We start from the raw sequence: 20,893 nt of genomic DNA, 5'->3' as shown, positions 1-20,893 counted from the left end.
ACATAAAAACTCATACTTAGTTGGTACAATTTTTATTATATTCATATTAAAAGGTAGTTTTGATATATTTTCTATTTTAAGTTCTTTTCTAGTAAATACTTCTAAATATTCTTCACACCATGGTTGTAAAATTTCTGCTTCTCCACTTATTTGAAGACCACATAAATTATTCATATTTTTATAATCTTCATATATACAAATAGATACCTGGTTATTTTTTAAAAGCCCTATAAACTTCAATCCACCTTCACTAATTATATATAAATTTTCATTGTAATACTCATACTCTAAAGGTGTTGCTCTTACAAAATCTCCATATCCAGTTGCTAAAGTGCATGTATTTTTATTTATGAGAAAAGTTTCAATTTCTTTTTTTGTTACATTAGCTGGAGGTATAAATTGCGGCGTATTAAAATATTCTATTAAATTTTTACCCAATTCCAACACTTTACTATCATCAAGTTTTCCTAAATCACCGAAAGGTATTCCAACCTTAGAACAGAATGCTTTTATTTTTTCCTTATCCTCAGAGGAAAGCTTATTTATAAACATTTCACCTTTTATAAATTCACTAAAAATACATTCCTTATTTATAATTGTTTTTATTTTATTAATCTCATTTATACCATCTTGTTTGTTAAGACCTATGCATACTAAGGCTACTCTTTTTTTACTAAAATCTATTTTGTTATCGTCTATATATTTTAATATTTTTTTGCAGCTATGATGTCCATACATGGAAAATACTAAAACAATATTAGAGTAATACTTAATATCATGTGGCGCATCATTAATGTCAAAAGATTTTGCTGGACCTAATACTGGACATATGGTATCTGCAACAATCTTACCTGTCCCATACTTACTTTCATATAAAATAAGAGTAACATTCATTTTATCCACCTCTTCATAATAAATCTTATAGTTTGACATTTTTTTCAAAAGGAATAGTTTCATTTTTTTCACTTATTCCTTTCTTATATTATTACACTTTCCATATCTTACGTCTAGCAAATGAGTAAATAGCTTATATTTTTATGATTTTTATATTATTTTCATAATAAAAAAAGGAATTATTAAGATTTACTTAATAATTCCAATGTACATTTCTTTTTTAACTTTTCGATGATTATAAAACTCTTCTTGCATTTACATAAGCATTCACATAGTAAGAACTGTTTATGTTATTTATAACAACCTTACCCTGACCTGAAGCTGCATGTATCATTTGACCATTACCAATATATATACCGCAGTGAGTAACTCCACCATTATTTGATCCGACAGTATCAAAGAATAGTAAGTCTCCTGGCTTCAAATTACTTTTACTTACAGCAGTTCCATATTTACTTTGCATAGATGATGTTCTAGGTAATGTTATTCCAGCAGAATTTTTAAATACGTAATATGTAAATCCTGAACAGTCAAATCCATTTGGTCCTTGAGCTCCCCATACATAAGGCTTTCCTAAAAATTTCTTTGCATAAGAAATTAATTTACTTGCCGAAGTACTAGTTGAAGAATCTGAACTTGAAGAACTTCCTGAAGATGGTTTTTTACTCGTTAAATACGAACTAGAAACATATCCTGTTATATTTCCAGTAGTTATTTTTGACCATCCATTGCTAGTTGATTTAACTGTAACTTTTGTTCCATCTGCTAATTTAGTTATTGCTGCATAGCTCGTTGATGGTCCTTTTCTTACATTTAAGCCAACATTTGCATCTACATATTTAATAGTTGATGTTTCATTAGTTGAATTATCATCCGTACTTGGTTTACTACTAGTTAAATACGAACTAGAAACATATCCTGTTATATTTCCAGTAGTTATTTTTGACCATCCATTGCTAGTTGATTTAACTGTAACTTTTGTTCCATTAGCTAATGTAGTTACTACTGCATGGCTTGTTGATGGTCCTTTTCTCACATTTAGCCCAACATTTGCTACTACATATTTAGTAGTTGATGTTTCGCTACTTGAACTTGGAGCACTATTGCTTAAATATTGATTTGAAACATATCCTGTTGTGCTTCCAGTAGTTATTTTGGACCAACCACCACTACTTGATATTACGTTAACTTTAGTTCCATTAGATAAACTTGTTATTATTGAATAACTTGTTGATGGTCCTTTTCTTACGTTTAATGACTTATTACATTTTACGTATTTTACGCTAGTTGTACTAGTAGTTCCTTCTGAAATATAATTCTTATATACATAACCTACTTTAGAATTATATTTTACTTTTCTCCATCCACCATTCGAACCTAAATAAGTAACTGTTTCACCTTCTTCAATTTTACCCATTGAATCATATTCATTACCTGGTCCAGTTCTAAAGTTTACTCTTCCTGTTATTGTTCTTGTATCATCTGCATAAGAGTTTGTTGCATCTGTTATAGGTGCTACTAGCGCTGTAGCTAGCATACCTGCCATTACATATTTTTTGTTTATACTCATAATTAATCGATTTTACAATTTTATAAATTGTAATTTCTATCCCCCTTCCAATATGTAACATTTATGAAACATATTTACTTGGTATTAATACTATTATTACATTTTTATAATACTTTGTCTATATTTCGACAGTAAAAAAAATACATTTTTGTAACTTTTTCGTAACCTTTTAACTAAAATAGTATCATTTTTTATAATTTAATACTCAACCCCCTTATCTTTTTAGTAAATATATCCATTTAATTCAATGATTCCCTATTTAGATACAAAAAAATAAAATGGTGAATCTTATAAGATATCACCATTTTATTTATTGTAACATTAATTATTATTATAATTGTGCTTCTATTTTTGCTTTTATATGTTCTTTAGGAAGGAAACCTACCATTTTATCTACAGCTTCACCATCTTTGAATATTATCATTGTTGGAACTGTTGTTATTGCATATCTTCTCGCAACATCTAACGCTTGATCTACGTCAACTTTAAAGAAATTAACTCCATCCATTTCTCCACTTAATTCTTCGAATACAGGAGCTAACATTTTGCAAGGTCCACACCATGTAGCAAAGAAATCTACTACGCATACTCCACTTTCTATAGATGTATTAAAATTATCATTATTTAGCATTTGTGCCATTACAATATCCTCCATATTTTTCTATATATTTTCTGTCATTTATATTTTATTACAATAACAAATTTATATCCACATTATTATTAATTTATATACCCATATTTTGTATTATTACACATTTTTTAGTTTATATAAATAAATTTAAATTTGATTCTTCTGTGGCTCCTAAATAAGATGCCACTCCTCCTATTTCTACACCATCAATAAATTCTTCAGCTTTAATTCCCATAAGCTCCATACTCATAGAGCAGGCTACTATTTTTACACCCATATCTACAGCATTTTTTATTAGTGTATCTATATCATCTACATTATGCTTTTTCATTATTTGTTTTATCATTTTTGGTCCCATACCACCCATATTCATTTGTGATAAAGGTAATTTTTCTGTATTTGATGGCAACATTATATCAAACATTTTCTCCATAGTATCTTTTGTGACAGATGGTTTGTCTTTTCTTTTTAATATATTAAGTCCCCAAAATGTAAAGAACATAGTTACTGGCTTACCCATAGATGCTGCTCCTGTGGCAATTATAAAGGATGCTATAGCTTTATCTAAGTCACCACTAAATACAACCATAGTAGCCCCATCTTTTTCATTCGTACTTAAAGAGCAAGAAGGATTTACTTTTACATCTTTATTTCCTTTTTTAATATAAGCTACAAAGGCTTTCTTATCCTTATCAAAATCAGATTTTAATAAAATATTTCCTGTCTTATCACACCAAGAATCTATATCTTTTGTAAACCCTGGATCACTAGCCCTAACTTTTAGTATTTGATTTTCTTCCATCTTATTAATTTCTTCAAATACCCTTCTTATTGGACCAGGACATTGAAGACCACAAGCATCTAATGTAACATGAGCCTTTATATTATCCTTATTAAAATCCTCTCTTTTCATTTCCTCTCCCCCATTATTCAGATTCTTATTATTTTGACCATTCAAAGCTTTTTCAGACTTCTTTACGGCTAAATAAGTTTTTATGCCACCATCAATATTAGTACAATCAAAACCGTGATGAGATAAAATCCTACAAGCAATATATCCTCTAAGACCCACTTGGCAAGTAACATATATCTTTTTATTCTTAGGTATTTCATTTAATCTATCTCTAAGAACACTTAAAGGTATATTTATAGAGTTTTCTATTACTCCTGTTGCTAACTCAAATTCTTCTCTTATATCCAAAATTATTGAATTATTTTTGTCTAATTTATCAACTTCATTCCATTGAATAACCTTAACTTTATTTTCTATTATATTTTCAGCATAATATCCTAACATGTTTACTGGATCTTTTGCAGAATTGTATGGTGGAGCATAACAAGGCTCTACATCTTGCAAGTCATATATTGTAAGATTACCTTTAATGGCAGTAGCAATTATATCTATTCTTTTTTCTACTCCATCTATTCCTACTCCCTGTGCACCAAAAATTCTTCCATTCTTAGGATCAAAGGTCATCTTATACGCTATTGGGAATGATCCTGGATAATACCCTGCATGGGAAGATGGATGAATGTGAATTACTTCATAATCCATTCCTAGTCTTTTCAAAGTTTTTTCATTATTTCCTGTTGTAGCAACAGTATAGTCAAATACTTTTGCCACAGATGAACCAAGACTTCCTTTGTATTCAGATTTTTTACCAGATATATTGTCTGCCACTATTCTACCTTGTCTATTTGCTGGCCATGCTAGAGGAATCATCGTTTGCTTTTTGTTTACAAAATCCATAATTTCTACTGCATCACCTAAAGCATAAATATTCTTATCAGAAGTTTTCATATTTTTATCAACTACTATAGCTCCACGTTGATTTAACTTAATCCCACACTCTTTTGCAATATCTGTTTCTGGTTTAACACCTATAGACAAAATAATCATATCTGTATTTATTTCTTTTCCACTTGCCAAAACAATTTTTTGTCCATTATTTTTAAATTCATTTACTCCATCTTTTAATATAACCTCCACACCTTTATCTACAAGATGTTCATGAATTATACTTGCCATTTCTATATCAAGAGGTGCCATAACTTGATCACTAGCTTCTACTAAAGTAAGTTCTAATCCTAAATCATGTAGATTTTCTAGCATTTCAAGACCAATAAATCCACCACCAACTACAGTTGCATGTTTTGGTTTATTTTCATCTATGAAAAACTTAATCTTATCTGTGTCTGGTATATTTCTTAATGTAAATAAATTATTACAGTCATTTATACCTGGAATTGGTGGCTTAAGAGGACTAGCTCCTGGTGATAATACTAAACTATCGTATGTTTCTTCATAAAATTCATTAGTCTTGTGATTTTTTATTGTAACTATTTTTTGGTCTCTATCTATCTTAATTACTTCACTAAAGTTTCTTATATCAATGTTAAATTTATTGCTCATAGATTCCTTACTTGTAACTATTAGCTTATCTCTTTCACTTATTGTTCCTCCAATATAATATGGAAGACCACAGTTTGCAAAAGAAATATACTCGCCCTTCTCAAACATTATTATATTAGCCTCTTCATCTATTCTTCTTAACCTTGCTGCTGTTGATGCCCCACCTGCAACACCACCAACTATAACTACCTTCTTACTCATTATAAAATCCCCTTTCTATATAAATAAATATTATATCTAAAATATATAGGAAATTAATTATTCTGACTGTAACATTGTCACATAAAATCAATTTTTTTCTAAATATAATTATTTTTATGTCATATAGATTGTAACTAATCATAAATGGGTAATTAATTTACAAGTACATTTATGTATACAATTAATATATTATTAAAATTGTGAAATAATAAAGGAATGGGACTATCTTTCTTATTTCATAACTTTTAAAGGAGATTTTTAAATGGAACCATATACAGATATAAGTTCATTAGAACTAAATAATATGATAAATAATAAAGAAAAACTAATTTTACTTGATGTTAGAACAGAGGCAGAGTACAATACAAGTCGCATTCCCAATGCCATCAATATTCCTATAAGTGATTTAGATTCACAAATAGACCATTTATTACCTTATAAAGATGAAAAAGTTATTATTTACTGTCGTTCTGGAAAAAGAAGTATTTATGCCGCTCACTTATTAGAAGAATACGGTTTTAAACATTTATATAATTTAAAGCAAGGTATTATTGGCCATTTAGATTATTTATAGAACTCAAAATACCCACCTGAAATATATCAAGTGGGTATTTTATTATATATTCTTAAGTATTTCTTAATATTAATTAGATTATTAATAGTTTTTGATTATTTGTTATATAATAATTGTAAAATTACATATACTTCTTTTGAAGTAATAAATTTACACACTTAAATAAAAAGGAGAATTAATATGAGAAGAGTATCGTTATTTATTGTTATTAATGCAGTGTCTTTATACATAATTTCAAATTTGATGTCTAGTGTATATATAGGTTCTTTAGGATCTCTAATAATGCTTACCATAATATTTGGTTGTCTTAACCTAATAGTAAAACCTGTTATACAGTTTTTCTCATTACCTATAACTTTCTTAACACTAGGATTATTTTCATTAGTTATTAATGGTCTAGTTTTATATTTAGCTTTTGCTTTAGTTCCTGGAGCTCATCTAAATGGAATATTGAATTCTATTTGGGCTGCAATATTACTATCTATAGCAAACTCTATATTCTATAATATTTTTGACTAATAATATTTTGTGAAACGAAATTTAAGCCTAAAAAATCTGTAAAGAATATATCTTCTTTACAGATTTTTAGGCTTTAATCTAATTCAAGCATTTCTCCTTTGATTGAGTATATTATCATCTCACAAATATTAGTAACATGATCTCCTATTCTTTCTAAAAATCGACCTACTAAAAGTAATCTTACTGCTTGAGCAATATTCCTTTTATCTCTATGCATTGCTGATATACAATCTATATAAACTTCATTATATAAATCATCTATTATATCATCTTGTAAGGCAGTCTTATGTGCTAATTTTACATCACTATTCATAAAAGCCATTTTTGCATTTTTTAACATATCCATGCTTACCCTTTTCATTTTTGGTATATCTATTAACTCCTCCACGTACTCATCTTCACCTATTTTTATTGTTTCCATAGCAATATTTACAGCATAATCTCCAATTCTCTCAAGTTCAGTAGACATAATACTAAGTGCATATATGGTTCTTAAATCCTTTGCCATAGGCTGTCTTAGTGCAATTAATTCTATAATCTGTTCTCTTATGTATCCTCTTAAATCATCAATGTCGTCATCCAAACCTATTATTTCCTTTGATTTTTCTATATCTTTTGCAACCATAGCATTAACAGCTTCTTCTACTATAACTTCACATTTTACAATCATTTCTACGGCAGTTTCTTTTAAAGAATTTATACTTAATCCTAAATTATTATCATTTCTTTTCATGTAAACACCCCTTATTTTTATCCAAATCTACCTGTAATATAATCTTCTGTTCTTTGATCCTTAGGATTTGTAAATACTGTTTTTGTATCTTCAAACTCCACTAAATCACCACTTAAGAAAAATGCTGTTTTATCAGAAATTCTTGCTGCCTGTTGCATATTGTGAGTTACTATTACCACTGTAAACTTTTCTTTCATCTCTTCTATAAGCTCTTCTACTTTTAGTGTAGAAATAGGATCAAGGGCTGAAGTTGGTTCATCCATAAGTATGACATCTGGCTGAAGAGCAATTGTTCTTGCTATACAAACACGTTGTTGCTGACCTCCCGAAAGTCCCAGTGCTGAAGATTTCAATCTATCTTTTACTTCTTCCCAAATAGCGGCTCCTTTTAAACTTTCTTCCACGATTTTATCAAGTTGTTTTTTATCTTTTATCCCATGGACTCTTGGTCCATAAGCCACATTATCATAAATACTCATTGGAAATGGGTTTGGTTTTTGAAATACCATTCCAACCTTTGTCCTAAGTTCTATAACATCATCATTTTTATAAATATCTAATCCATCTAGCTTAATCTCCCCTGTAATCTTAACATTATCAATAAGGTCATTCATTCTATTTAAAGTTCTCAAAAAAGTAGATTTACCACAGCCTGACGGACCAATTAAAGCTGTTACTTCATTAGCTCCTATATCTATATTTATATTTTTTAAAGCCTTATTATCACCATAAAATAACTCTAGATTTCTTACACTTATTTTAGTATTTTGTGACATTTTAACACCTCTCTTTAATAATTAGCTTTATTAAATTTCTTACTTATAAATTTAGCAATATAATTCAAAGCTAATATTATTACTATCAAAACTATGCCCACTGCACATGCCTGACCTATGTCTCCATTTTCCTTTGTTACTAAGTATGCCTGAACTGTTAGAGTTCTCGCACTATCAAATAATGAAAAAGGCATTTGTGCCACTGTTCCTGCTGTTAGTAGTATGGCTGCTGATTCACCAATGACTCTGCCCATGGCTAATATCACTCCTGATAAAACACCTGGCATGGCACTGGGAACGATAACTTTATACAGCGTCTGAAATTTTGTTGCACCTAATCCTAAAGATGCTTCCCTGTAGCTATATGGAACAGTTTTTAAAGATTCCTCTGTAGTTCTAATTATTATTGGTAAAATTATAATAGCAACCGTAAGAGCTCCAGATAGTATAGAATAAGTAAAATTGAGTGCTACTACGAAAAAAATTCCTCCAAATAATCCATAAACTATGGATGGAATTCCTGATAAACTTTCTGTGGCAAACCTAATAATTTTAACTATCTTTCCTTGCTTAGCATATTCTTGTAAATACACTGCTGATAAAATTCCGATAGGTGTGGCTATCAATATTGATAATGCAATCATATATATAGTAGTGACTATCATAGGTCTTATTCCTCCACCTTCTGGTGAATAGTCACTAAATATAAAGGTTGGAGTAGTAAATTTCATTCCTTTTATAAAAATAAATCCTACTATTAATACAAGAACCGTTATTGTAAATATGGCACATAAATATACTAAAGCATTCAATATATTATCTTTAGTTTTTCTCATATTAATAGTCCTCCTTATTTGATATCATACTTAAAATTAAGTTTAGTATTATTATAAAAATAAATAATACTATACCTGTTGCAAATAACATTTCTTGATGTGTTCCAAATGCATATCCCATCTCCAAAACTATATTTGTTGTAAGAGGTCTTACACTATCCATTATGGAGTTTGGGATAACTGGAGAATTTCCTGCAACTAATATTACAGCCATTGTTTCTCCAATAGCACGTCCTACTCCAAGAACTACTGCTGCAAGTATTCCTGACTTGGCTGCTGGTATGACGATTTTGAAAGTAGTTTGTGTTTTTGATGCTCCTAATCCCAATGATGCTTCTTTGTATGATTTTGGTACTGCTCTCAACGCCGTCTCAGATACAGTAATTATAGTTGGCAACATCATTATAGCTAATACTATGATAACTGCTAGTAAGCTTTGTCCCTTTGGTTGATTAAATAATTTTTGAACATTTGGTACAATAAATGCTAGTCCAAATATACCGTATAGTACAGATGGAATCCCTGCCAATAATTCTACGGCAGGAGACATAATTTTTGCTAATGATTTTGGTGCTACTTCTACAATAAACGTTGCAGTAAGTATCCCCACTGGTACTCCTATAATTAAAGATCCAAAAGTTGCATATAGTGATGCTAAAATCATAGATAATATTCCATATTTATCTGCCGATGGTACCCACTCTGTTCCAAATAAAAAACTAAAAAATGAATAGTCCTTAAATACAAATGGAATAGCCCCTTTATAAAATACAAAACAGATTATAAGTAATAAACTTATTACAGATATAAAAGCACTTAGTAGAAATATTTTGGAAGTTATACTCTCAATTAAGTATTTATTTTTATTTGATTTGCTTTTTGATGTATTTATTTTTTCATTCATAGAGACCTCCTTATACAAATAAATCCTCCCTGCATAAAAAGGAGGATTTTAATATATCACTTTAATTTATTCTTATTAATCCACTTTCTTCTACTATATTTTGTCCTTCTTTACTTAATATAAAGTCTATTAATTTATTTCCATTTTCCTTTAAATTTTCTTCTTTATATACTAATAAGAACGGTCTTGATAATTTGTACTCTCCATTTTTTACATTCTCTGCAATTGGTGCTATATCATCTATTTTCACTGCATTTACAGAATCATCTATATATTCAAATGATATAAATCCTATGGCATGATTATTTCCTGCAACTGTAGTTTTAATATTACCTGAGCCATCACCAATTATGGATTCCTTATAAAGTTCTTCTGATGTATATCCTACTATTTCTTGGAATGCATCTCTTGTTCCTGAGCCATCTTCTCTAGAAACTACAACTATTTGTGAATCTTCTCCACCAACATCCTTCCAATTAGTTATTTTTCCTGTATAAATATCTTTTACATCACTAAGCTTCAAAGAATCTATTTTATTATTTTTGCTAGTTATTACTGCCATACCATCAAATGCCACTTCTACTTCAACCAGACCTTCTGCAATCTCTTCCTCTTTTAAGTCACGTGATGACATTCCAATTTCAACTGTTCCATTTATGGCATCTTTTATACCTGCTGAGGAGCCTATTTGATTTATCTCCACATTAATTCCAGTATTCTCTTTCTTAAACTTTTCTGCTTCTTTTTCTATTAATGGCCCAACCGATGTTGAACCAGAAATTGTTACAGTCTCTGGCGGTGTATCTGTATTCGTTTTGTTTTCTTCATTTTTTTTACCACAGCCCGCTACTAAAATTATTATCATAAAAAATAAAGATGCTATAATTTTTATTCCTTTATTTTTCATATATATACCTCCATATTTATGTAATTTTTCCTTTAATCATATTTAGTATAACCATGTAAAAAGATTAATATTTTAAAAATAAAAATCTAGTAATAAATATAAAAGCCATAAATTATAATTAAATAATTCATGGCTTTTATAATATTACAAAATATTTACTGATAAATTTTCTCGACTAACTACTACAATATTTATATTTTTAATATATCATCAATCTCATCAAGCAAATTTTTCTTATCAATATCAGATATGTCGTTACTATCATAAATTTTGTCTTTAATAGATTCAATCTTCTTATCTTTTTCACTTATTTTATCCTTAAATTTATTTTCAACTTCTTGAATACTTTGGCTTAATCTATTTATTAAAGATGCCATCTCATCAGAACTTCCTGCAATTCTATTTAGTAGCATCAAATTTTGTCCTAAAAGTTCCGGTATATCCTCATGAGAGTATCTAAGTTGATGATCTATCTCTCCATACCCCTCTTCAAATATAGTCCTAACTTGCACCTCTGTAATAAGTTTTTTATTAGTTGGATAAGATTCCACTAAGTAATGAACAGATCTATATCCAGATGGCCTTGAACAAACAGCAATTCCCTGTTCATCAAATTTTCTAGTATCATCACCTTCTCTTACATTAGCTACTATTTCCATTACATCCCACATATTAGTTATAAAATTATGTATTTCTTCCCAATCTTCTTTAAATATATGTATTACCCTAATTCCAAGTAAATCTGTAATCTCATCTTTGTAATTATCTGCAGTAAAATTAAAGTCTTGTCCATATTTTTCTCTTCTCTCAGGAGTTTTTCTAATAATTTTTTCTATTAAATGTCTTTCATCTTTTACTCTAGTTTTTACTGAGTGAACTTTGGGTTGTGCTCTAAGTATATTAGCAATCAAATCAGCCTGTGTTTCATAACTTTTTTTACAATCTATAAAGTCATCATGTATTGCTTTTAAATCTTCCCAATTTATATTTTCTTTTTTAAGATCTTCCTCATCTATATTATAAATTTTAAAAAATTGTTCTTTATTTATCATTTTGTCCTCCATATAATAGTATCTCTTTTTATTTTACCTTATAATTATGTATATTTATAATATTTTTAATTCTTATTCATAAATTATTTACCAAAATATTGATAATTTCCTCTCTATAGTGTTATAATTTTCTAGAAAACTTTATAAAAATTCTTTTATAAAAACATTAATTATAATTATGGGGGTTTATAATGAAAAAAATATTTAAATCATTAACTTTGTCTTTCGTAATAGCGTTTACTATGTCTATTACACCAACTTTAAACACTTTTAACTCAGGAAATTTAAGTGTTATAGAAGCGGCTTCGAAAAAAACATTCAAAACTTTTACTGTTAATTCAGTATATAATTCATCTACAAAAATAACTGGCAAGGGTCTTAAAGGCGCTACAGTTAAAGCATATGTAAGTGGAAAACAAATAGGTAAATCTACTGTATCTTCTTCTGGATCTTACTCAATAAAAATTTCTAAGAAAAAGAAAAATACTAAGATTACTGTTAAAATAAGTAAAAGTGGTTACACTACTAAGTCAAAAACTATAACTGTTAAATCTAGTTCTTCTTCTAGCTCAAATTCTTCTTCTAAATATGTTTATGCTAATGGAGGAAAATCAACTTCTAAAATTTATCATAAAACAGCTAAGGCACATAATATGGAAGGTGCAATAAAAATGACAGAATCTCAAGCAAAATCAAAAGGCTATAGAGCTTGTAAGAGATGCTGGAGATAATACATATGAAAAGACATTATCAATTTTGATAATGTCTTTTTTTGTAACTTTATCACTGAATGAATGGACATAATATGATTAAATAAGCTAAGACAAAATTTTTAGGAGGACAATATGAGAAGTAATAAATGGATTAAAGGGGCAATGATTTTAGGTTTATCATTTTTTATATCAGTATTATTAGTAAAACCCATAGGAGTTTCTACTCAATTTTCAGTATTATCAGGAATTATTTATAATTCCGTAGATAAAAATTTAATAGCTGAAGACACATCTCGAGAAAGTGGATACAAAAGTACAAATGCTTATTTAGATAAGAACGAGGGCGCTTTAGCTGAGGAAATTATAAATCCCATAAATTATGGATTTGTATTTGTATTGGCTATTCCCCTTGGAAGTTATATAGCTTATAAAACTTCTAAGAAAAATGAATTTAATGAATCTGAAATACATGAAGATGATTTAGTTCAAGAAAATTGTTCATTAGAAGATAAAGGATTTTTAGGTAAATACTTTCCTTTCTTCTTAGGTGGTTTTTTATTATTATTTGGTGCTAGATTTGCTGGTGGATGTACTAGCGGCCATATGATGAGTGGTATGATGCAGTCAAGTGTTAGTGGATATGTTTTTGCTGGAGTTGTTTTTGCTGTATCTATTCCAACTGCTATTATCACTAAAAAATCAAGTAGAAAATAAGGAGGAATTATTATGAAAATACTATTATCCATATTATTAGGTGGATTTTTCGGATATGCTTTATATAAAGTTCAAGCTACAAATCCTAAAAAATTACTTGCCATGCTTAGGTTAGAAGATTTACACTTAGCTAAAGTAATATTATTTGCCATAGGATTTGCAAGTGTTTTATTATCCATAGCTCATGCTATTGGAATCTTTAAGATTAGTCATTTAAGTGTGAAAACATTAAATTTAGGTGTAATTATTGGTGGAATTATATTTGGCCTTGGTTTTGGATATGCTGGAACTTGTCCAGGAACTTGTGTAGGCGCTTCAGGAACAAACAATCTCAAAAAGGGCTTAAGTGCCATTATAGGCGGACTTGTGGGTGCCATTACATTTACACTATCTTATGGATATTTAAATAATTTAGGTCTAATTTCAGGATTTGATTTGGGAAAATTAACTTTATTCAAAATATCTCCTAATTATCCTTCACTTTTTAATGTTGGATATATGGGATTATTTCTAACAGGTATATTATTTATGTTAGTAAGTTATTTTCTTCCTAAATCAATTCTTAAAAAGTAATTTATTGGAGGAAAAATGTTTAATAAGGAATATGTTTTTGAAGAAATTCTTCCTTTTTTTAAAAATTTAAACGAAGAAGAAAAAAATGAATTAATCTCAAAAAGCTCTGTTACAAAATATGAAAAAGGTGAGATTGTTCACTCTAAAAATTCAACTTGTACAGGTCTTTTACTTACTCTTTCAGGTAATTTTAGAGTATTTATTTCTGCACCTAGTGGAAGACAAATTACATTATTTAAATTATATGACCGAGATGTCTGTATGTTATCAGCATCTTGTGCTTTTGCAAATTTAACTTACGATGTAAATCTAGAAGCTCAAACTAAAGCTGAAGCCATAATAATTGATAGTTCTTTATTAAAGAAACTAGCTTCATCTAATTTTCAAGTTATGAATTATCTTTTAAATCTAACACAAGATAAATTATCAGAAGTAATGTACGTTCTTGAACAAGCCACATTCTTTAGTTTAGATGAAAGAATCACTAATTATTTATTAGAACAAAGTCGATTTCTAGATTCAAGCATTCTTTATATAACCCATGAAAGTATAGCTAACGAACTAGGCTCATCTAGAGAAGTAATTAGCCGTATTTTAAAAAGGTTTGAAAAGGATGGAAAAATTCATGTTTCTAGGGGAAAAATTGAAATAATAAACTTATAGAAATTTAATAAAAGCTAAGTTTTAATTAAACTCAGCTTTTATTATTGTCTTAATCTATTCACTTTAGAGTAGTTTTTTTATTAAGTATATATTTTAAATTAATACTTTACACGCATTAGTCCTATTAAAGATTTAATTTTTACTCCTACAAAACTATGCTTTAGATATAAGGCTATTTGTGTAAATATTACAGATGTCATAGAAGCTGTTAGTATTGATATTTTAGCCAAATTAATCACATTCTCATCATAAGAGAATGCTAATTCTGAAACAAATATTGACATTGTAAATCCTATACCTGTAAGTAATGCAACTTCTGTTATTGATATCCATGAAGCTTTTTCTGGTTTCTCTGCAATATGTAGTTTAGTTGCTATAAAACTAAATGATACAACACCAAGTGGTTTCCCAATAACTAAACCACACATTATTCCCATTACTAAATTTGAAGCATCTGTCACATTAACATTTAAATTAAGCGCTATTGATGTATTTGCAAAAGCAAATAAAGGCAATATAAGTAAGTTACTCAATTTCCCCAATCTATGTTCTAACCTATCTGCTGTAGATTCTTCTCCTTTTGTTTTTCTAGATGGTATAGTTGCTGCAAGCAATACTCCACTGATTGTAGCATGTATCCCACTACTATACACAAAATACCATAAGAATAAACCTACAAATAAATATACATATACATTATCTACCTTAAATACTTTATTTATTGTCATTAGTATTAATAATATTGCAGCTGAGATCAACATTGCTCTCATATTGATTTTTGCAGAATATAAAAATACTATTGCTAAAATAGAAATTAAATCATCTACAACTGCTAAAGATAATAAAAATATTTTTAAATTTGAATTCAACTTAGATTTAAATATCATAAAAATTCCAATTGCAAAGGCTATATCTGTTGATATTGCTACTCCCACACCTGGCAAATATTTAGTATTTCTATTTATTATCATGAAAATTATTGCGGGAACAATTACTCCTCCAAGTGATGCAATAACAGGAAAAGAAGCTTTTTTAAAGCTTGATAAAGATCCTTCTAATATTTCTTTTTTTATCTCTAATCCAACATATAAAAAGAATATTGCCATTAAAAAATCATTTACTATTGCATGTAAATTAAAATTCCCGACTAAATTAATATGATGAAAAATTTCATCATAAACTCCTTTAAAATTACTATTTGCAATTAATACTGAAATTGCTGTCACAGCAATAAGTAGTATGCCTGGTAAAAACCTCTGACTGTGATATTTTTTTCATTTTGTCCATCATTTTAATGACCTCCCATGTTTTTTGTATGCAAATACTTTTAAAGGATAGTCCTTTAACACGGTATAGTCAATCTTTTTCAACGATAAAGTTGGATTTTTTCATATTTTTTACAAGATACGTTTTGGAAATCAATACTATTTTTCTAGCTAGCTTTATTTTTTAAATCCAACCCTAGATAAATTACATCTTTTATTGGGCTATCATAATATTTTTTTGTCACCTCAAATCCTAGTTTATAATATAAATCTACAGCTCTTTCTAAATATGAAAAAGTATCTAGTACCATTAAATCATAACTTAATTTTTTTCCATCCTCAATTACTGATTTCATAAGTAGCTTACCGATTCCTAAACCTCTGAATTCATCTCTAACATATAATATTTTTACTTCACAATAATTATTATCTAATGGTATAAGCCCTACACATCCAGCGACTTTGCCTTTATACTTTGCCGTATATAATTTTCCCTTTGGTAGAGCATATTTTTCTTGTAAAGTATCTAACTCTTTTTGAAAACTTGTAAAACAAAAACTAATACCCTCCACATACTTGTATGTTTCTACCAGCATATCTCTATATTCTGTAAATAAGTCCTTTATTGTATCAATTTCATCATAAGCCAATACTATTTGAATTTCTTCATTATACATAAAAACACTTCCTTATTTAAATATATTTCTATAATAAATTCATTATATCTCCGGTATTTCCCTCTATTAATACACAAAAAACGTATTGAATTAACAATACGCTTTTAATGTTTTATTTATCTTCATGTACATTTAAATCAATAATTAGTGCATCTCTTGGCACAAATCTATCTCCCATAAATTCATTTAACATTTTGCAATATTCTTCTACCCATTGAGATTTAGATATGTTTTTGTACATATGATCATCAACAATATTTAGAAAAACTAACTTTACTTTATATCCTTTTTTCATAAGTTGGTGCATAAATGTAAATCTATTTGCTATTTGGTAATAAGTATCAAACCATTTATTAAAGTCACCTTTAGCACCTAACTCATCATAAGTCTCTCTCATTGAATCTAATATTAATCTTTTATTATTTTCATTAGTAGATGCTAACTTACTTCTTAATTCTTTTATACTACTTTTATTTTCTACTAAAACTATCATTTTTTCTTGTGAATCATTCATAGTAGCCAATCCAATTCCATCCCAAACAGGCTCTCTTTGTGGCCAAAAACTTAAATCTTCTTTTTTCAATGGAAACCCATTATTATTTAGTTTTTCTAATAGATACGGTGAATTTAGCATATACTCTCGATAATTCTCACCTTCTATAGGTGATAACCACTCTATATATTCAATTCTTGTATCTCTATTAACTATTCTTTTATTTAAAATAGAACCTTTATTATCATTAATAATCTTTCTTACCCAATACTTTCCACTTACTTTTTCATTTAAGTCAATACTCAAGTAAATTCCTCCTTAATAATTGCATGTAAATATAATGAATACTTTATTTATCATCTAGACCTTAAGTTAGACAATAAAATTGTTTCTTCATATACTTTTATATGACTTTTTCTCCCTAAAAGTGAATAAATCAGACATATTTACTAATATTTTACTTTATAACTATTTAACATAAAAAAATCGTATCAATTTAAATTTGATACGATTTTTTTATGTTAATCTTTTTTCTTTGCTTTATGATAAAGTTTTTCTGTTTTAGTTTTATTTGTACCACAATCTCTTGCACCAATTTTCTGTCCATTCTCTATTCCAATATCAGCACCATGCTCAGAATACATTTTTCTAAGTTCTGGATTTGATTTTGGTCTGTCTTTCATTCTATTTTTATTGTTATCCATAATATGATTCTCCTTGATGATATTTTATTTATAATTTATCCAATAAAAATGCCTTCTATTCTTTTAAAGTCGTTTTGTATTTCTTAAAATTTGTAATAAACCTTTAACATAATGTTTATTTAGCAAATCTACAAATCCTAGTACTGATTTTCGACTTATAGCTCCTCTAGTTGCCATAACCATTAACCTGAAAGGTTGGTCATTTAATGATTCTCTTACTGTAATTTCCATTAATTTGTCCCCATTTATAACCTTATATGCCTTTTTATTTATGGCTGATATAATCAAATTACCACCATAAGCATTTTTAATATCGTTTATAGTAGAGTTCATAGTAAATGGATAAGGCGGATTTGTAGCTATTGGTAATTCTTTGCCATATATATTTTCAAATTCTAACTTACTTGGATTCAGTTCTTTTTTATATAACTCATAATAAACTGGTGATTTTCCTTTGTAATCTGGTGTTTTTACATTACTTCCCTTTTTATTTATTACAGTGGAATATTTAATATCTCTACATGATGAACCAATATTTATAGCATATTGTCCTTCTTCTACTTCAAACTTATTTGTTTGAATATTATAATAAGTAAAACAATCTTCATCTAAGATAAATGTTACTTCTTTACTTTCCTTAGGCATCAAATTTATTTTTTTAAATCCTTTTAATTCTTGTTTTGCTCTAAATAGTTTTGAATTTAAACATGAAATATAAAGTTGAATGACTTCTTTTCCTTCCATATTTCCACTATTGGTGATAGTTATAGATACTTCTATATTATTTTTATTATTATATCGTACTTTCATATTACTATATTGAAAAGTTGTATAAGAAAGGCCAAAACCAAAAGGATATTTAACTTTAATTTTAGTACTATCAAAATATCTATATCCAACAAATATACTTTCTCTATATTCTAAGTTATCTTTATCTCCAGGATAAAACCTCATTGAAGGGTAATCTTCTAGTTTATTTGCATAAGTTTCACTTAGCTTTCCTGAAGGATTTTTCTTTCCTAATAGTAAGTTTACTGTGGCATTACCTCCTCTACATCCACTTAAATGAGTTAATAATATGGCCTTTGGTATATGACTCCACGGCATCTCCATAACAGATCCGCCTTGTAATATTACTACTAGATTTTTATTGATTTTACTAATTTCATAAACTAAGTTATTATGTGAATTAGGCAACTTTAGATTTTTACGATCATAACCTTCTGCTTCATAATATTTGGGCAGTCCTACAAATAAATAAACTATATCCTTATTTTTTGCTATTTCTATAGATTCTTTTACCAATAATTCATCAATTTCATCATTTTTTAAAGAATATCCGTCTGCATAATGGATATTACAGTTATTATTTATAAATGCATCATATGCATTATCTATCGTATTAGGATTAACATTGGAACTACCCAAGCCTTGATATACAGGTTCTTTTGCAAGCCTTCCTATTATTCCAATATTTTGTAACTTATTTCCCGGGAGAATATTATCATCATTTTTCAATAATACTGCACTACTTTCAGCTATTTCTTCTGCTAAATTAATATGCTCTTGAAAATTACATTTATAAGGTATTTTTTTACCTTCCTTATATTTTAAAATTAGTTCAATAACTCTTGAAACAGACTTATTCAATATTTCTTCATTGATATCATTATTTTTTACAGCATTTTGTAAAACTTTATAGTAATCATCTTTGTATCCTGGCATCTCTATATTTAACCCATTATTTATACTGGAAATAATGTTATTAACTCCTCCCCAGTCACTAGTAATACATCCTTTGTAATTCCATTCATTCCTAAGTACACTTTGAATCAAATATTTATTTTCGCTGCAATAATGACCATTTAATTTGTTATATGCCATCATTACTGACCAAGGATTAGATTCTTTTATGGCAATTTCAAATCCCTTCAAATATATTTCCCTAAGTGCCCTTTCATCAATAATGGAATTAACAGTCATACGATATTTTTCTTGGTTATTTGCTGCAAAATGCTTTATACAAGCTGCAACACCTTTACTTTGTATTCCTTTAATTAGTGCTGCCCCCATTTTACCACTTAGGTAAGGATCTTCACTAAAATATTCAAAGTTTCGCCCACAAATAGGTAGTCTTTTTATATTAATTCCTGGACTTAAAAGTACTGCCACATCTTCTTTCCTACACTCCTCACCTAATGCCTTCCCCATTCTATTTATTAATTTTTCATCAAAGGTAGAAGCCAAAGCCGTGGCTGTTGGAAAACATGTAGATTTTACAACTTTAGTACTAATAAGCATAAAATTCTCTGGGTCCTCTTTACGAAGACCATGAGGACCATCACATAGCATAATGGATGGAATATTAAATTTCTCTATACCAAAGGTTTCCCAGAAATCTATCCCACAACAAAATTTACACTTTTCTTCTAAAGATAGTCTTTTAACTATGGAAGAAGCTTCTTCATATAAGTTCATACAGCCACCTCCCTGTATAACTAATTTTGTCTTATGTTATATTTTATGTTTGTAGGTTTAAGAGGTTGTTAAATTTATTTTTCTACAAATATAAAAAGGCTATAACAATTCTTTTATTTTGTTATAACCCTTTCAATACTTATTATATTTTCATTTATATAATTTCAGATTTAGTATATAATTGTAAAGATTTATTAAAAGATATTTTAATAAAGAAATGACTTAAAACAATCTCTAATAGAACTATAAATATTTCATTAAATTTACTTAAAATATCAAATATTACCCATGTATAATCTTTTGTTAAACAAGTTCCTACCATACTATTTACAAATAGTAATATGAGCCATGTTAATACTCTTTGCTTTTTACTTTTATTATATTTGGTAGGAATAATTACACAAATAGTAACTATTGCCATAAATAATTCTGTTACAAATCTTATAAAATAATTTGCTTGAATTCCATTTCCTTTTATAATATGATTGCTTACCCAAGACAGTAAAAATATGTCTGAATTTAAAGTAGAAATCTTTTCTGATATTAATATTAAAATAGTTGCAAATTAAAACATTATTAATATTAATATTAGCTGCATAAATG

General features: G+C 28.1%; 21 protein-coding genes and 1 pseudogene. 6 read left to right on the top strand and 16 right to left on the bottom strand.

Translation table 11 applies throughout. The annotated features are described in order from the left end of the window. The 4 genes from QX51_RS04545 to QX51_RS04530 form a co-directional block, all read right to left on the bottom strand. Positions 1-933: flavodoxin domain-containing protein (locus tag QX51_RS04545; RefSeq protein ID WP_161791899.1), on the bottom strand; the 933-nt coding region annotated here is incomplete at its 3' end. A 196-nt stretch (positions 934-1,129) separates the two neighbouring features. Beyond that, a complete protein-coding gene (locus QX51_RS04540; protein WP_039678731.1) occupies positions 1,130-2,464 on the bottom strand; it encodes a C40 family peptidase in 1,335 nt (444 codons plus the stop codon). A gap of 331 nt (positions 2,465-2,795) precedes the next feature. Further along, positions 2,796-3,104, bottom strand: a complete 309-nt coding sequence (trxA, locus tag QX51_RS04535; protein WP_039678730.1) for a thioredoxin — start codon at positions 3,102-3,104, stop codon at positions 2,796-2,798. Positions 3,105-3,228: 124 nt separating this feature from the next. Then, the gene (locus QX51_RS04530) at positions 3,229-5,709 is read right to left on the bottom strand and encodes a CoA-disulfide reductase (protein ID WP_039678729.1); all 2,481 of its coding nucleotides are present in this window, start codon (positions 5,707-5,709) and stop codon (positions 3,229-3,231) included. A 262-nt stretch (positions 5,710-5,971) separates the two neighbouring features. Between QX51_RS04530 and QX51_RS04525 the strand changes: the two genes are divergently transcribed. Together QX51_RS04525 and QX51_RS04520 are read left to right on the top strand one after the other, a co-directional pair. After that, a complete protein-coding gene (locus QX51_RS04525; protein WP_039678728.1) occupies positions 5,972-6,283 on the top strand; it encodes a rhodanese-like domain-containing protein in 312 nt (103 codons plus the stop codon). Between the two features lie 180 nt (positions 6,284-6,463). After that, complete coding sequence (locus QX51_RS04520) at positions 6,464-6,802, top strand: phage holin family protein (protein WP_039678727.1); 339 nt, start codon at positions 6,464-6,466, stop codon at positions 6,800-6,802. Between the two features lie 73 nt (positions 6,803-6,875). Here the strand turns inward: QX51_RS04520 and phoU are convergent, their stop codons facing one another. The 6 genes from phoU to QX51_RS04490 form a co-directional block, all read right to left on the bottom strand. Beyond that, positions 6,876-7,535 carry a phosphate signaling complex protein PhoU gene (gene phoU, locus QX51_RS04515; protein WP_039678726.1) on the bottom strand — a complete coding sequence of 220 codons (660 nt, stop codon included), beginning with the start codon at positions 7,533-7,535 and terminating at the stop codon, positions 6,876-6,878. A gap of 17 nt (positions 7,536-7,552) precedes the next feature. Then, positions 7,553-8,311 carry a phosphate ABC transporter ATP-binding protein PstB gene (gene pstB / locus QX51_RS04510; protein WP_039678725.1) on the bottom strand — a complete coding sequence of 253 codons (759 nt, stop codon included), beginning with the start codon at positions 8,309-8,311 and terminating at the stop codon, positions 7,553-7,555. A gap of 14 nt (positions 8,312-8,325) precedes the next feature. Next, positions 8,326-9,147 (bottom strand): phosphate ABC transporter permease PstA, encoded by an 822-nt coding sequence (gene pstA, locus QX51_RS04505; RefSeq protein WP_039678724.1) that lies wholly within the window; start codon positions 9,145-9,147, stop codon positions 8,326-8,328. Position 9,148: 1 nt separating this feature from the next. After that, positions 9,149-10,051 (bottom strand): phosphate ABC transporter permease subunit PstC, encoded by a 903-nt coding sequence (pstC, locus tag QX51_RS04500; protein WP_039678723.1) that lies wholly within the window; start codon positions 10,049-10,051, stop codon positions 9,149-9,151. A gap of 61 nt (positions 10,052-10,112) precedes the next feature. Then, positions 10,113-10,958, bottom strand: coding sequence for a phosphate ABC transporter substrate-binding protein (locus tag QX51_RS04495; protein ID WP_039678722.1), 846 nt, complete (start codon positions 10,956-10,958; stop codon positions 10,113-10,115). A 191-nt stretch (positions 10,959-11,149) separates the two neighbouring features. Beyond that, positions 11,150-12,010 carry a RelA/SpoT domain-containing protein gene (locus QX51_RS04490; protein WP_152607207.1) on the bottom strand — a complete coding sequence of 287 codons (861 nt, stop codon included), beginning with the start codon at positions 12,008-12,010 and terminating at the stop codon, positions 11,150-11,152. Between the two features lie 191 nt (positions 12,011-12,201). On the opposite strand from QX51_RS04490, the gene QX51_RS04485 reads away from it, so the two are divergent. From QX51_RS04485 to QX51_RS04470, 4 genes are all read left to right on the top strand, one after another. Continuing rightward, entirely contained in the window at positions 12,202-12,741 is a 540-nt protein-coding gene (locus QX51_RS04485) for an Ig-like domain-containing protein (RefSeq protein ID WP_039678720.1), read from the top strand. A 114-nt stretch (positions 12,742-12,855) separates the two neighbouring features. After that, positions 12,856-13,437 carry a YeeE/YedE thiosulfate transporter family protein gene (locus tag QX51_RS04480; protein ID WP_039678719.1) on the top strand — a complete coding sequence of 194 codons (582 nt, stop codon included), beginning with the start codon at positions 12,856-12,858 and terminating at the stop codon, positions 13,435-13,437. Positions 13,438-13,449: 12 nt separating this feature from the next. Beyond that, positions 13,450-14,010 carry a YeeE/YedE thiosulfate transporter family protein gene (locus tag QX51_RS04475; protein WP_039678718.1) on the top strand — a complete coding sequence of 187 codons (561 nt, stop codon included), beginning with the start codon at positions 13,450-13,452 and terminating at the stop codon, positions 14,008-14,010. A 15-nt stretch (positions 14,011-14,025) separates the two neighbouring features. Continuing rightward, on the top strand, positions 14,026-14,673 hold the full coding sequence (locus QX51_RS04470) for a Crp/Fnr family transcriptional regulator (RefSeq protein ID WP_039678717.1): 648 nt from the start codon (positions 14,026-14,028) through the stop codon (positions 14,671-14,673). A 98-nt stretch (positions 14,674-14,771) separates the two neighbouring features. Here QX51_RS04470 and nhaA read toward each other — a convergent pair. The 6 genes and pseudogenes from nhaA to QX51_RS04440 all read right to left on the bottom strand — a co-directional run. After that, positions 14,772-15,920: pseudogene (gene nhaA, locus QX51_RS04465) on the bottom strand (Na+/H+ antiporter NhaA); the annotation flags it as partial. 185 nt (positions 15,921-16,105) lie between these two features. Next, positions 16,106-16,615 carry a GNAT family N-acetyltransferase gene (locus QX51_RS04460; RefSeq protein ID WP_039678716.1) on the bottom strand — a complete coding sequence of 170 codons (510 nt, stop codon included), beginning with the start codon at positions 16,613-16,615 and terminating at the stop codon, positions 16,106-16,108. Positions 16,616-16,727: 112 nt separating this feature from the next. After that, a complete protein-coding gene (locus tag QX51_RS04455; RefSeq protein WP_039678715.1) occupies positions 16,728-17,414 on the bottom strand; it encodes a hypothetical protein in 687 nt (228 codons plus the stop codon). Between the two features lie 215 nt (positions 17,415-17,629). Further along, positions 17,630-17,812: a hypothetical protein gene (locus QX51_RS04450; protein WP_039678714.1), complete on the bottom strand. Its 183-nt coding sequence runs from the start codon at positions 17,810-17,812 to the stop codon at positions 17,630-17,632. Positions 17,813-17,875: 63 nt separating this feature from the next. Next, positions 17,876-20,290, bottom strand: coding sequence for a beta-glucosidase (locus QX51_RS04445; protein ID WP_039678713.1), 2,415 nt, complete (start codon positions 20,288-20,290; stop codon positions 17,876-17,878). A gap of 154 nt (positions 20,291-20,444) precedes the next feature. After that, positions 20,445-20,711 (bottom strand): hypothetical protein, encoded by a 267-nt coding sequence (locus QX51_RS04440; protein WP_039678712.1) that lies wholly within the window; start codon positions 20,709-20,711, stop codon positions 20,445-20,447. Positions 20,712-20,893 lie beyond the last annotated feature (182 nt).

This window comes from Terrisporobacter othiniensis, assembly GCF_000808015.1.
In the GTDB taxonomy this organism is placed as follows: Bacteria; Bacillota; Clostridia; order Peptostreptococcales; family Peptostreptococcaceae; genus Terrisporobacter; species Terrisporobacter muris.
The sequence above is the reverse complement of the archived record's forward strand: the minus strand, read 5'-3'. Positions and strand labels throughout refer to the sequence as shown.